Raw genomic sequence first — 12,783 nt, 5'->3', positions numbered from 1 at the left:
CAGATTACCAAATCGACAATTCAACACGTAACACGATGAAACAAGAATTCACATTATCAATATATTCTGAAAACCATGTTGGCTTACTTAATCAGGTAACCACTGTTTTTACGCGCCGACACATCAATATAGAAAGTCTGACGACCTCAGAATCAGCAATAGCCGGCATCCATAAGTTCACCATTGTTGTGTTCACAACTCGCGAACAGGTGAATAAGCTGCTTTTGCAAATCGAAAAGCGGATTGATGTTATTAAGGCCTATGTGTTTACAACCGATGAGATTGTTCATCAGGAGGTAGCGCTCTACAAGGTAAAAACAGAATCGCTGCTTAACGGAAATGAGATAGAGCGACTGGTTAGAGAGTATGGCGCGCGTATTCTGGAAGTGACAAAAGAGTATACCGTTATAGAAAAAACGGGGCACAAGCGCGAAACACAGGAGCTCTTTGAAAAGCTCGACCATTTTGGGGTGCAGCAGTTCGTCCGTTCGGGCCGCATAGCAGTTACCAAACTTAAAGAAGAGCTGTTATCCAATTATCTGAAAAAGCTCGAAAAGGAAAAGTCGCTTTTGGACTAGAATCAAGTCAAAAGACTAAATGACAAAAAATATATGGCTGACAGCTAACCGCTAGTCGCTCAAAAAAATAAACATTAATCAAATAAAATCATGGCAAAAATTAATTTTGGAGGCGTTGAAGAAAACGTTGTAATGCGGGAAGAATTCCCATTGGAAAAAGCACGCGAAGTATTAAAAGACGAAACAATTGCTGTTATTGGTTATGGTGTGCAAGGACCTGGGCAATCTCTTAACCTGAAAGACAATGGTTTTAACGTAATTGTAGGTCAGCGTAAGGAATCTAAAACATGGGATAAGGCCATTGCTGACGGTTGGGTACCTGGCGAAACGCTTTTTGAAATTGAAGAAGCGCTTGAAAAGGCTACAATTATTCAATACTTGCTTTCAGATGCCGGTCAGATTCAGATGTGGGATACGGTTAAGAAGTATTTAACACCTGGTAAAGCCCTATATTTCTCTCACGGTTTTGGTATCACTTACAAAGAGCGTACAGGAATTGTGCCGCCGGCTGATGTGGACGTGATTTTGGTGGCACCTAAAGGGTCTGGTACCTCATTGCGTCGTATGTTCTTGGAAGGACGTGGTTTGAACTCTTCATATGCTATCTTCCAGGATGCAACAGGTAAGGCCAAAGACCGCGTAATCGCATTAGGTATTGGCGTTGGCTCGGGTTACCTGTTCGAAACCGATTTCAAACGCGAAGTGTACTCTGACTTAACCGGTGAGCGTGGTACCTTAATGGGATGTATCCAGGGTATTTTTGCCGCTCAGTATGAGGTGTTACGTGCCAATGGACACACGCCATCTGAAGCATTCAACGAAACCGTTGAAGAATTGACACAGAGCTTGATGCCATTAGTGGCAGAAAATGGGATGGACTGGATGTACGCCAATACTTCAACCACTGCTCAGCGTGGTGCTTTGGATTGGTGGAAGCCTTTCCGCGACGCAACCAAGCCTGTTTTCGAGAAACTCTATTCAGAAGTAGCAGCCGGAAACGAGGCACAGCGTTCAATTGACTCAAACAGCCAGCCTGATTATCGTGTGAAGCTGGAAGAGGAATTGAAAGAGCTGCGTGAGTCTGAAATGTGGCAGGCCGGTGCCGCTGTGCGTAAGTTGAGACCAGAAAACCAATAATAAGGTAAGACACCAGATATAAGTATCAAGACAAAAGAGGATTTACATCTTGTAAATAAGTCTTGATACTTGTGTCTTAAATCTTGATTCTTCTTGAGAAAATCCGAAAGGGAAAGGAATTCGGAAAACCCAAAAAAACATTAACCATGGATAATAAAGTTTACATTTTCGATACAACATTAAGAGACGGCGAGCAGGTGCCGGGATGCCAGTTAAACACTATTGAGAAGATAGAAGTAGCCCGTCAGCTCGAGAAGCTCGGTGTGGATGTGATCGAAGCTGGATTTCCCATTTCGAGCCCCGGAGATTTTAATTCGGTGGTCGAGATTTCTAAGGCGGTTCAAAATCCAACCATCTGTGCGTTAACGCGTGCCGTAAAACGCGATATTGAAGTGGCTGCCGATGCCTTAAAATTTGCTAAGCGCGGACGTATTCATACTGGTATTGGAACGTCGCCCTATCATATCAAATACAAATTAAATTCTAACGAAGACGAGATTGTTCAGCGCGCAGTGGAAGCTGTGAAATATGCCAAGCGATTTGTCGAAGATGTAGAATTCTATGCAGAAGATGCGGGTCGCTCTGATAACGAGTACCTGGCTCGTGTTGTGGAGGCTGTAATTGCAGCCGGTGCTACGGTTATTAATATTCCGGATACCACAGGTTACTGCTTGCCTTCCGAGTACGGGGCTAAAATAGCTTACCTGATGAACAATGTTCCAAACGTTGATAAGGCCATTTTGTCAACCCACTGTCACAACGATTTGGGCATGGCAACTGCCAATACGCTGTCCGGCGTTGTCAATGGAGCCCGCCAGGTGGAGGTCACAATAAACGGACTGGGCGAGCGTGCCGGTAATACTTCTTTAGAAGAAGTGGTAATGGCCATGAAATCGCACCATACCTTGGATTATCAGACAGGTATTGATACCACACAAATTATGAAAACCAGCCGACTGGTTTCAACTTTGATGCGCATGCCGGTGCAGGCCAATAAGGCCATTGTTGGACGTAATGCCTTCTCTCATTCGTCTGGTATTCATCAGGATGGCGTTTTGAAAAATCGTGAAAACTACGAGATTATCGATCCGGCCGATGTGGGGGTGAAGGAGTCAAGCATTGTATTAACAGCGCGCAGCGGTCGTGCAGCCTTGAAGCACCGCCTGCATGTGTTGGGTTATGATTTTGAAGGCCCCGAGTTGGATGAAGTTTACCAGCGTTTCCTTGATCTAGCCGATAAGAAAAAGGATGTAGCCGATGAGGACCTGGAAGCATTGGCCGGCGCCGAAAAAGAAAAGCAGGATCGCTCAATTAAACTGGAATCTCTTCAGGTAATTGCAGGGAGCTCTACCATCCCAACTGCCACCGTGGCTGTAAGCTTTAATGGGGATGTGTTTACCGAAACGGCTGCGGGTAACGGACCTATCGATGCGGCATTTACAGCCGTTAAAGCATTGGTGAAACGCAAAGTGCACCTTGAAGAGTTCCTGATTCAGGCCATTACACGTGGCAGCGATGATTTAGGTAAAGTGCATGTACAGGTGGAACACAAAGGGCATATCTACTATGGGTTCTCGGCCAATGTGGACATCATTACCGCATCTGTTGAGGCATTTTTGGATGCTATTTCTAAAATTGGGTAAGTAGACAGTAGTCATTAATATACAGGCAAAAGGCAGAAGAAATCCTTATGCTGGTGCAGATGTTTAATCTGTTCAAAAAATAACTGGATTCTAATTTAAAAAGCTGGCGGCCAATAGCCGCTGGCTAATAGCTATAAAACAATGGGAAAAACATTATTTGATAAAATATGGGACAGCCACGTGGTCAAAAGCATTGAAGGCGGGCCAAATGTCCTTTACATCGACCGTCACTTTATTCACGAAGTGACCAGTCCGCAAGCATTTGGTGGAATTAAAGCGCGGGGCGGCAAGGTAGCGCGTCCGCAACAGGTTATTGCCACGCCCGACCATAATATTCCAACCGTTGATCAGCATTTAACCATACAGGATGAGCTATCGCGGCATCAGGTGGAAACCCTGAAAAAGAATTGTGAAGAGCATGGCATCACCATGTACGGTTTGAACCATCCATATAATGGAATTGTGCACGTTGTTGGTCCTGAATTGGGTATTACACAGCCGGGCATGACCATCGTTTGTGGAGATAGTCATACTTCTACACATGGTGCTTTCGGGAGCATTGCTTTCGGTATTGGAACCAGCGAAGTGGAGATGGCACTGGCAACGCAATGCATCATGCAGCCAAAACCTAAAAGCATGCGCATCAATATCGAGGGTGAGCTGAGTAAAGGTGTTACTTCAAAAGATATTATTCTTTACATCATTTCTAAGATTTCAACAGCTGGTGGAACGGGGTATTTTGTTGAGTTTGCCGGTTCGGCTATCCGCAGTTTATCGATGGAAGCCCGTATGACTGTTTGTAACATGAGTATTGAAATGGGTGCCCGCGGAGGGATGATTGCACCGGACGAAACCACTTTTGCATACATCAAAGGACGCGAGCAGGCACCACAGGGCGAACAATGGGATAAAGCCTTAGCTTACTGGAAATCTCTGGTGACCGATGCCGATGCGGTATTTGATAAGGAGCTGAGTTTTGATGCTGCTGATATCGAGCCGATGATTACCTATGGAACCAATCCTGGAATGGGCGCTAAGGTCTGTGAAAGCATCCCAACTCTGGATGCCATTGAGGACAGTTCCAAAGGGTCTTTTCAAAAGTCGATGGAATACATGGGCTTTGAGGCGGGTGATAAGCTGGAAGGTAAAAAAGTGGATTACGTGTTTGTTGGAAGTTGCACCAACGGACGTATCGAAGATTTGAGGGCTTTCTGTGAGGCGGTGAAAGGCAAGCAAAAAGCTGAAAGTGTGACAGCCTGGATTGTACCAGGAAGCAAACAGGTTGAAAAACAAGCCATTGCTGAAGGTTTAAAAGACCAGCTGGAAGCGGCCGGTTTCGAGTTACGTCAGCCGGGATGTTCGGCTTGCTTGGCCATGAATGATGATAAGATACCAGCCGGTAAATATGCGGTGGCCACCTCAAACCGTAATTTTGAAGGACGCCAGGGCCCAGGCTCGCGCACTATGCTGGCCAGTCCGTTAACAGCGGCAGCAGCAGCGGTAACAGGTGTTGTAACCGATCCACGAACCATCTTTAACTTTTAATCAGGAGGAGGAATTATGCCAATAGATAAATTTGTAACCGTGCAAACTTCGTTTGTGCCAATGCCAATAGAGAATGTGGATACCGACCAGATTATACCGGCTCGCTTCCTGAAAGCAACCACTAAAGAGGGGTTTGGTGATAACCTGTTTTACGACTGGCGTTACGATAAGGATGGACAACCAAAAGCCAATTTTGTTCTGAACAATCCTAATTATACTGGCTCTGTTTTGGTCGCTGGAAAAAACTTTGGAAGTGGCTCAAGCCGGGAGCATGCAGCCTGGGCTATTGCAGGCTATGGGTTTAAAGCCGTGGTATCTAGTTTTTTTGCGGATATCTTTCGCAATAACTCTTTGAATAACGGTGTGCTGCCCGTACAGGTTTCTGAAGCTTTTTTGGCCGGACTGTTTAAAGCTGTAGAGGCCGATAACAAGGCTGAGGTGAAAATTGACCTGGAGAATCAAACCATTACTAATGTAGCCACTGGCGAATCAGAAGGCTTTGAAATCAACGCATACAAGAAAAATTGCCTCTTAAACGGGTACGACGATATTGATTACTTGCTGAGCCTGAGCGATGAAATAGAAGCCTACGAAGCAAAGGCTGTTAAGTTTTAATTGAAGGCACAGAGACAAAAAGTCAAGGAGTTTTTGATAACATCTTTCCCATATGGAGATGGAGAAAGTGTTAATGTTTGGTAGTTGAAAAATGAAGATAGGAGGATGAATTTCTGCCTGCTGACAGATTAACTACTGACTAAACAATGCAGAGTTTGATAATAGATAAGAAGTCATCTCGACTACCGTCTGGCGCGCCATCGCCAGGCGGGGTCGGAATGATGAATGACTTAAAAAGGAGCTAAGAAACACAAAACGTGGTGTTTAAAATTTATTAGTTTCCCCTTGGTGGAGGGGACGTTTAAAAGATTGTTATCAGATATAGGCATTGGGGGATGGAAGTTCCTTCTGCCTATTGCCTCATAACTAATAGACTATACAAAACCAACAACCATAAAAACCAAACAAACAATGACTATTGAGCTAATGGATACCACTTTGCGCGACGGCGAGCAGACTACCGGGGTGTCGTTTAACGAATCGGAGAAGCTGGCCATGGCGACCATGCTGCTCGAAGAATTAAAAGTGGACAGAATAGAAGTCGCATCGGCACGCGTGAGTGATGGCGAATATCGGGCGGTTAAAAAGATTACGGAATGGGCTGCCAGAAAAGGCTTGCTGGATAAGGTGGAAGTGCTCGGTTTTGTTGATGGACGAACATCACTGGAGTGGATTCAAAGTGCCGGGGGGCGAGTTATCAACCTGCTGACTAAAGGATCGTTAAAGCATGTGACCGGGCAGCTGGGGAAAACCCCTGAAGAGCATGTGGCGGATATCAAACAGGTGCTCCTGGCTGCCGAAGAAATGGACATGCTGGTCAACATCTATTTGGAAGATTGGTCCAATGGCATGATTGACTCACCTGATTACGTTTATTTTATCCTCGATCAGCTCCAAGACACTTCTATCAAACGCTTTATGCTGCCCGATACTTTGGGGATATTAAACCCTGATCAGGTTGAGGAATTTTGTGCCGCCATCATCACCCGTTATCCAGAGTTGCACATCGATTTCCATGCTCATAACGATTACGATTTGGCAGTGGCCAATGTGTTTTCAGCTATCAAAGCCGGTGTGCAAGGTATTCATACCACCATTAATGGATTGGGCGAAAGAGCCGGGAATGCACCTCTGGCCAGCGTGGTAGGCTTGGTGAATGATCAGTTGGGCGTTAAAACAAACATACAGGAAGCGAAGATAACCAAGGTAAGTCAACTGGTTGAAAGCTTCTCGGGCATCCGTATCCCAAGCAATAAGCCTCTCACCGGCGAATTTGTATTTACGCAGTGTGCCGGGATTCATGCCGATGGCGATAGTAAAGATAACTTGTATTTTAACCGCTTAATGCCCGAACGATTCGGGCGGGTGCGGAAATATGCACTTGGAAAAACATCGGGCAAGGCCAACATTCTGAAAAACCTCGAAGAGCTCGGAATTGATCTTTCTGCCGAAGAAATGAAAAAGGTGACGGAGCGGGTAATAGAGCTGGGTGATAAGAAACAGACTGTTAGCACCGAGGATTTGCCCTATATTATATCAGATGTACTCAAGAGTTCATCCATTAAAGAGCACATCAAGGTGCAGAACTACAGCTTGCAATTGACCAAAGGCCTTATGCCTCTGGCTAATGTGAGTATTGAAATTGATGGGGAAGTGCATCAGGAAACAGCGAACGGCGATGGGCAGTACGATGCCTTTATGCATGCTCTGTGGAAAATCTACGAGAAGCTGGGTAAAAATCATCCGGTGCTCGAAGATTACATGGTGACTATTCCGCCGGGCGGAATGACCGATGCCCTTGTGGAAACAGTGATTTCGTGGCAGTTCAAAGGGAAGGTGTTTAAAACGCGTGGCTTGGATGCCGACCAGACCGAAGCAGCCATAAAAGCCACCGTAAAAATGCTTAACTTGATAGAAAACGGAAATTTGAAAATAATAAATTAGACTTAAGACATAAGTATCAAGACACAAGACTGATGAACTTTCAACATCATGTAAAACATCTTGATACTTGATACTCTTATCTTGATACTAAAAAAATATGAAACTAAACATTGCAGTATTGCCGGGTGACGGCATTGGACCAGAAATAGTAGCACAGGCGCAGAAAGTGTTGGATGCCGTTGCAGGTAAATTTAAGCACGAAATTGTATACACAAATGCGCTGGTAGGTGCCACAGCTATCGATCAGGTGGGGAATCCTTATCCGGCTGAAACCCATGATATCTGTATGAACTCTGATGCGGTTTTGTTTGGAGCCATTGGCGATCCTAAATACGATAATGATCCTAAAGCTAAGGTGCGTCCCGAACAAGGCTTGTTGGCCATGCGGAAGCAACTGGGCCTGTATGCCAATATTCGTCCGGTAACAACTTTCCCTTCGTTGCTCGATAAGAGTCCGCTTCGACTGGATATCGTTGAAGGCGCTGATTTTGTGGTGGTGCGTGAGTTAACAGGAGGGATTTATTTTGGTGAGAAGGGCCGTTCAGAAGATTTAAAGAAAGCTTTTGATACCTGCACCTATACAACCGAAGAGATTGAGCGCATCCTGAAGCTGGCATTTGCCTATGCAGGAAAGCGCGATAAGCGTCTCACTGTAGTTGATAAAGCGAATGTATTGGCCACCTCACGTTTGTGGCGCGAAACGGCCCAGGCTATGGAGGCTGATTACAAGGATATTGAGGTAGATTACATGTTTGTGGATAATGCCGCTATGCAGCTCATTCAGTGGCCGAAAAAGTTCGATGTGATGGTGACGGAGAACATGTTTGGCGACATCATCAGTGATGAGGCATCTGTAATTACTGGTTCACTAGGTTTATTGCCCTCTGCATCGGTTGGTGTGCACACTTCCGTGTTTGAGCCAATCCATGGGTCCTATCCGCAGGCTGCTGGTAAAGATATCGCTAACCCGATAGCAACCGTGCTTTCGGCAGCTATGTTATTGGAATCTCTCGACCTGTTAGAAGAGGCGAAACTCGTGCGTGAAGCTGTTAATAAATCGCTGGACGAAGGGGTCGTAACCGAAGATATCGTAAAGGATGGTAAAGCCTCTAAAACATCGGAAGTCGGTGACTGGCTCGCTTCTTACATCCAAAGCAAGTAATGAACTAACCTGTCAGAAAGCGACTTCTGACAGGTTTTTTGTAAAATAGAAGTATACAATTTATCTCGATGGCATAAGTCTTGATACTTTGTACTTTTTTATCCCAACAACAAATGACAACTAAAAACGGAATAGCAGCTTTTAAAGATTATTACCCAACGCTGGAGGCTGTTAAACAAGCCAAAGAAACCATTAAAGGGGTGGTTGAAACGACCCCATTGATGCGTAATCGTAACTTGTCTGAGCAATATTGTTCCAACATTTACCTGAAAAGGGAGGATTTACAAACAGTGCGATCCTATAAGATTAGGGGGGCCTACAACAAAATTAAAAGCCTGACCAAACAGCAGGTTTCAGCAGGCATTGTATGTGCCAGTGCTGGTAACCATGCGCAAGGGGTAGCCTATTCCTGCCGCGAATTGGGAATCAATGGATATATTTTTATGCCCACAACAACCCCTAGGCAAAAGGTCAATCAGGTGAAAATGTTTGGTAAAGGCTTTGTGGAGGTCGTACTCTGCGGCGACACTTTTGATGATGCCTTTAATGCGGCCATGGAGGAATGCAGTCGCACCGGTCGTACCTTTATTCACCCCTTTGATGATCCTCATATTATAGAAGGACAGGCTACTGTTGGACTTGAGCTGCTGGAGCAGGCTGAACAGCCCATCGATTTTATTTTTGTGCCTATTGGTGGAGGTGGGCTGGCATCAGGTCTTGGTGCTTACATCAAACAAATCACCCCCGACACAAAAATCATCGGTGTTGAGCCCGCTGGTGCCCCTGCCATGCAGCAGGCACTGGCAAAAGGTGAAGTGGTGGAATTGGCCGAAATTGACAAATTTGTTGATGGCGCCGCCGTGCAAAAAGTGGGGAATGTTACTTTGCCCATTTGCCAGCGGGTGCTCGACGATTTGGTGTTGGTACCTGAAGGAAAAATCTGCACCAAAATATTGGAATTATATAACTATGAAGCGATAGTGGTGGAGCCGGCTGGTGCTTTAAGCATTGCGGCGCTGGATTATTATGCCGAGCAGATAATCGGAAAAAATGTGGTGTGCATCCTTAGCGGAAGCAATAATGATATTACGCGTACCGAAGAAATCAGGGATCGGTCTCTGCTCTACGAAGGATTAAAGCATTATTTTATAGTGCGCTTTCCGCAAAGGGCAGGGGCATTAAGAACATTTGTTGATAAGGTATTAGGCCCTGGCGATGACATCACGCATTTTGAGTATAAAAAGAAGACAGCTCGTGCTATGGGACCGGTTGTTATTGGCGTTGAATTGCAGAAGCCCGAAGACTTTGAAGGACTTAAGAAGCGCATGGCAGAGAATGGCTTTGTTGCTGAGTATTTGAATGAGAAACCGGATCTATTTCAGTATCTGATTTAATATTAGTGATTTATACATTAAAAGCGCCTTGTTCAACAGGGCGCTTTTGTTTTGCTTGTGTATCAGGTTTGTTTATGATTCGGTAAATCAGTTATCTTTGGGTCGTAAACCCAAATAACCTGTTAGCTTGGACCAATCCGGCGAACATATCAATTTAAACCTTATCCAGCAGGGCAATCACCTTGAGTTTGCGCGTCTGATGGATAGTTATTCTGATGCCTTATTTTTGTTTGCAAAAGGCATTCTGGCCAGTTCTCCATTGGCAGAAGAAGTAGTGAGCGATGTGTTCGTAAATGTTTGGCAATCGCGTCAGCAACTAGAAGTTGTGACTAACATTAAAGGCTACCTGCTTAATGCGGTCAGAAACCAATCTATTAACTACCTGCGAAAGAAACATAAAGAAGTAGTTTCTATTGAAGATATCAACCAGTATTATTTTGAACCAATTGATACGCCTGATGATTCGGCACTTAAGGATGAGCAGCTGAAACAAATCTACAGAGCCATTGACTACTTACCGGCTCAAACTAAAATGGTGTTTTCATTGGCTAAAATTCAGGGATTAAAGTACAAGGAGATTGCTGAGTTGTTGGATATCTCAGTTAAGACGGTGGACTATCACGTAGCATCAGCCGTTAAGAAAATTTGCGAGTCCATTGATAAGGAAGAAGGTGGAAATGGCTTAAACACCTTACGTATTTTTCTTGCAATATCAGGCTGTTAATCGTGGTGGAATAACTTATACCACTTGTTATGCACAGGTATTTTTATTTTTCGTTAAAGAAATCGATTGCTATTTGATTTACCATTTTAGGCTTCGTTTCAAAGACATAATGATTCGTATTTGGCAGTATACATAGTTGAGAATTCTCGATGTAATTGGATAACTCCACAGCGTGTTCCTTTTTTATCCCATCTTTATCCCCTTGCATAATCATTGTAGGTATTTTAATTGACTGAACCTTCGTATCTTCCACATAAACTTTCGTCAACCACATTTTTTGAGTTTTCTCAAGATAAATATTTGATTTTTCGGGTTCTTCCAGCAATGGTAAAATGTTTTTATTCCACCATCCATCCTTATTCTTAGCCCACTCAATCATATCATTTCTCATCCAGTTTATTGAGCCATCACTAAGTGCATCTAATCGTATATTAGCACCTATAGCAATTAGTTTTTTTACTTTGTCAGGTCGGTCTGCTGCGAGCTGCAGTCCCACTACAGCTCCATCACTAAAGCCAAGTATGTATAAGCTATCCAGGTTCATATAATCAATAAACTCTGATATCCTTTCGGTAAGATAGGGATAACTTAAAGAGTCAACATGGCTTGATCGACCATGTCCCGGACTATCTATTGCAATAACTTTAAAATGTTCCGAGAAAGCAGGAATTGAATACATGAAATTCGAGATGGATCCTAATCCGCCATGGAGTAACAATAAAGGAGTACCTTGTCCATAAGTCTCATAGTAAATTTTATTACCATTAATTGTTGCATACTTCCCAATTTCAAGATTTGAACCGTAAATGTTTTCTTCTGTTGATTGACCATAACTGTTTATTAAAGAGAAGGTCATTAAAAATACTAACAAATAAGATTTCATAAGATTGTTTTTAAGTTCATACCTTGCTTATGGATAGCGGCAGTATATCAGTTAGATATAATCGAATTTCAAAATTTTATTAAAAAAATCAAAAAATTCACTGGGGATTTTCATGCTCTTTGCGTCATGTATATGCAAAGCACAAATATGCATGAATAATATCGAAGAGAAATATAGATTATTGGCCAGGGAACTGACAGGTGAATTAAACAGCAAGGAGCGTGACGATTTGGAGCAGGAGCTTAATCAGGATGAGGTGTTGGGAAGAAAGCATCATTCACTTAAAGTGTTTTGGCACAAGTTTTTTCCGCAGGTTAAACAACATTCCCGTGACCGCATTCTTACATCAACCATGAAGCAAATAATTGGTGTGCAGGATATCAAACGCCCTAAAATGGCAGTTTGGTACAGTGCTGTTGCCATATTAGTTGTAGCCTTAGGCGTGTCGTTGGCATGGAGTTTCTTAAGTACTGGCAGTACAGAGTTGATTCAATATGTGGCCAATGCCGGTGAAGTAAAAAAAGTGGTATTGCCCGATGGCACTAAAGTTGATTTGAATGCCGGTTCAACCTTGGTGATACAGGAAGGTTTTTCAACCGACAAGCGACAGGTAATACTGATGGGTGAAGGTTACTTTGATGTTGTGAAGGATGTGAAAAAACCGTTCGAGATTAGCACCTCACATTTGAAGGTAAAGGTGTTGGGGACGCGCTTCGATTTGAAAGCTTATGCCAATGAAAACCAGATAACAGCAGTGTTGGATGAAGGAAAAATTCAGTTGGATGGCGACTTTAATCAGCAGCAACCTGTTTATCTGAGTCCTGGACACGAAGCGGTGTTTGACAAGCAAACGAGAGAGCTGAAAGTGCAGAAACAGCAGCAGAGTCAGTCTGAAGAATGGAGAAATGGCAGACTCGTTTTTTATAATCATACGATGACTGAGATTGCCAGAATATTGGAGCGTCGCTTCGATACAAAGATTATCATTTTGAATGATGAGGTGAAGAATTACCGTTTCTCCGGCGATTTTAGTGAAGCACAGTTGTTTGAGATCTTGGGTTATTTGTCGGCCGCCCGACCTTTTAGCTTTGAGACTTCAGGCGAATATATTTTGATTTCGAATTAGGGAACTTAAATCAGCAGCAATGTAAAGACAAA

The 12,783-nt window shown here is 43.8% G+C and carries 11 protein-coding genes; 10 read left to right on the top strand and 1 reads right to left on the bottom strand.

What is annotated here, in order from left to right:
• Nucleotides 1-35 precede the first annotated feature (35 nt).
• The 9 genes from ilvN to ACSX1H_RS01875 all read left to right on the top strand — a co-directional run bounded on the left by ilvN (nucleotide 36) and on the right by ACSX1H_RS01875 (nucleotide 10,742).
• On the top strand, nucleotides 36-578 hold the full coding sequence (gene ilvN, locus ACSX1H_RS01915; RefSeq protein WP_439181857.1) for an acetolactate synthase small subunit: 543 nt from the start codon (nucleotides 36-38) through the stop codon (nucleotides 576-578).
• Nucleotides 579-668: 90 nt separating this feature from the next.
• On the top strand, nucleotides 669-1,715 hold the full coding sequence (gene ilvC, locus ACSX1H_RS01910) for a ketol-acid reductoisomerase (RefSeq protein ID WP_439181856.1): 1,047 nt from the start codon (nucleotides 669-671) through the stop codon (nucleotides 1,713-1,715).
• A 146-nt stretch (nucleotides 1,716-1,861) separates the two neighbouring features.
• Nucleotides 1,862-3,358 carry a 2-isopropylmalate synthase gene (locus ACSX1H_RS01905; RefSeq protein ID WP_439181855.1) on the top strand — a complete coding sequence of 499 codons (1,497 nt, stop codon included), beginning with the start codon at nucleotides 1,862-1,864 and terminating at the stop codon, nucleotides 3,356-3,358.
• A gap of 141 nt (nucleotides 3,359-3,499) precedes the next feature.
• On the top strand, nucleotides 3,500-4,903 hold the full coding sequence (leuC, locus tag ACSX1H_RS01900; protein WP_439181854.1) for a 3-isopropylmalate dehydratase large subunit: 1,404 nt from the start codon (nucleotides 3,500-3,502) through the stop codon (nucleotides 4,901-4,903).
• 15 nt (nucleotides 4,904-4,918) lie between these two features.
• Nucleotides 4,919-5,518, top strand: a complete 600-nt coding sequence (leuD, locus tag ACSX1H_RS01895; RefSeq protein ID WP_439181852.1) for a 3-isopropylmalate dehydratase small subunit — start codon at nucleotides 4,919-4,921, stop codon at nucleotides 5,516-5,518.
• A gap of 411 nt (nucleotides 5,519-5,929) precedes the next feature.
• Entirely contained in the window at nucleotides 5,930-7,462 is a 1,533-nt protein-coding gene (locus ACSX1H_RS01890) for a hydroxymethylglutaryl-CoA lyase-like TIM-barrel protein (RefSeq protein ID WP_439181851.1), read from the top strand.
• Nucleotides 7,463-7,559: 97 nt separating this feature from the next.
• Complete coding sequence (gene leuB / locus ACSX1H_RS01885; RefSeq protein WP_439181850.1) at nucleotides 7,560-8,624, top strand: 3-isopropylmalate dehydrogenase; 1,065 nt, start codon at nucleotides 7,560-7,562, stop codon at nucleotides 8,622-8,624.
• Nucleotides 8,625-8,737: 113 nt separating this feature from the next.
• Nucleotides 8,738-10,018 carry a threonine ammonia-lyase gene (gene ilvA / locus ACSX1H_RS01880; RefSeq protein ID WP_439181849.1) on the top strand — a complete coding sequence of 427 codons (1,281 nt, stop codon included), beginning with the start codon at nucleotides 8,738-8,740 and terminating at the stop codon, nucleotides 10,016-10,018.
• A gap of 127 nt (nucleotides 10,019-10,145) precedes the next feature.
• A complete protein-coding gene (locus ACSX1H_RS01875) occupies nucleotides 10,146-10,742 on the top strand; it encodes an RNA polymerase sigma factor (RefSeq protein WP_439181848.1) in 597 nt (198 codons plus the stop codon).
• A 43-nt stretch (nucleotides 10,743-10,785) separates the two neighbouring features.
• Here the strand turns inward: ACSX1H_RS01875 and ACSX1H_RS01870 are convergent, their stop codons facing one another.
• A complete protein-coding gene (locus ACSX1H_RS01870; RefSeq protein WP_439181847.1) occupies nucleotides 10,786-11,625 on the bottom strand; it encodes an alpha/beta fold hydrolase in 840 nt (279 codons plus the stop codon).
• A gap of 151 nt (nucleotides 11,626-11,776) precedes the next feature.
• Between ACSX1H_RS01870 and ACSX1H_RS01865 the strand changes: the two genes are divergently transcribed.
• Nucleotides 11,777-12,751, top strand: coding sequence for a FecR family protein (locus ACSX1H_RS01865; protein WP_439181846.1), 975 nt, complete (start codon nucleotides 11,777-11,779; stop codon nucleotides 12,749-12,751).
• Nucleotides 12,752-12,783: the final 32 nt, after the last annotated feature.

The sequence above is a fragment of the Carboxylicivirga taeanensis genome (genome assembly GCF_051851475.1).
Classification (GTDB): Bacteria; Bacteroidota; Bacteroidia; order Bacteroidales; family Marinilabiliaceae; genus Carboxylicivirga; species Carboxylicivirga taeanensis.
The sequence above is the reverse complement of the archived record's forward strand: the minus strand, read 5'-3'. Positions and strand labels throughout refer to the sequence as shown.

Excerpts from the sequence above, each read along its gene's own strand:
- ilvN (WP_439181857.1), top strand. The coding sequence starts at position 36 with ATGAAACAAGAATTCACATTATCAATATATTCTGAAAACCATGTTGGC.
- ilvC (WP_439181856.1), top strand. The coding sequence starts at position 669 with ATGGCAAAAATTAATTTTGGAGGCGTTGAAGAAAACGTTGTAATGCGG.
- ACSX1H_RS01905 (WP_439181855.1), top strand. The coding sequence starts at position 1,862 with ATGGATAATAAAGTTTACATTTTCGATACAACATTAAGAGACGGCGAG.
- leuC (WP_439181854.1), top strand. The coding sequence starts at position 3,500 with ATGGGAAAAACATTATTTGATAAAATATGGGACAGCCACGTGGTCAAA.
- leuD (WP_439181852.1), top strand. The coding sequence starts at position 4,919 with ATGCCAATAGATAAATTTGTAACCGTGCAAACTTCGTTTGTGCCAATG.
- ACSX1H_RS01890 (WP_439181851.1), top strand. The coding sequence starts at position 5,930 with ATGACTATTGAGCTAATGGATACCACTTTGCGCGACGGCGAGCAGACT.
- leuB (WP_439181850.1), top strand. The coding sequence starts at position 7,560 with ATGAAACTAAACATTGCAGTATTGCCGGGTGACGGCATTGGACCAGAA.
- ilvA (WP_439181849.1), top strand. The coding sequence starts at position 8,738 with ATGACAACTAAAAACGGAATAGCAGCTTTTAAAGATTATTACCCAACG.
- ACSX1H_RS01870 (WP_439181847.1), bottom strand. The coding sequence starts at position 11,625 with ATGAAATCTTATTTGTTAGTATTTTTAATGACCTTCTCTTTAATAAAC.
- ACSX1H_RS01865 (WP_439181846.1), top strand. The coding sequence starts at position 11,777 with ATGAATAATATCGAAGAGAAATATAGATTATTGGCCAGGGAACTGACA.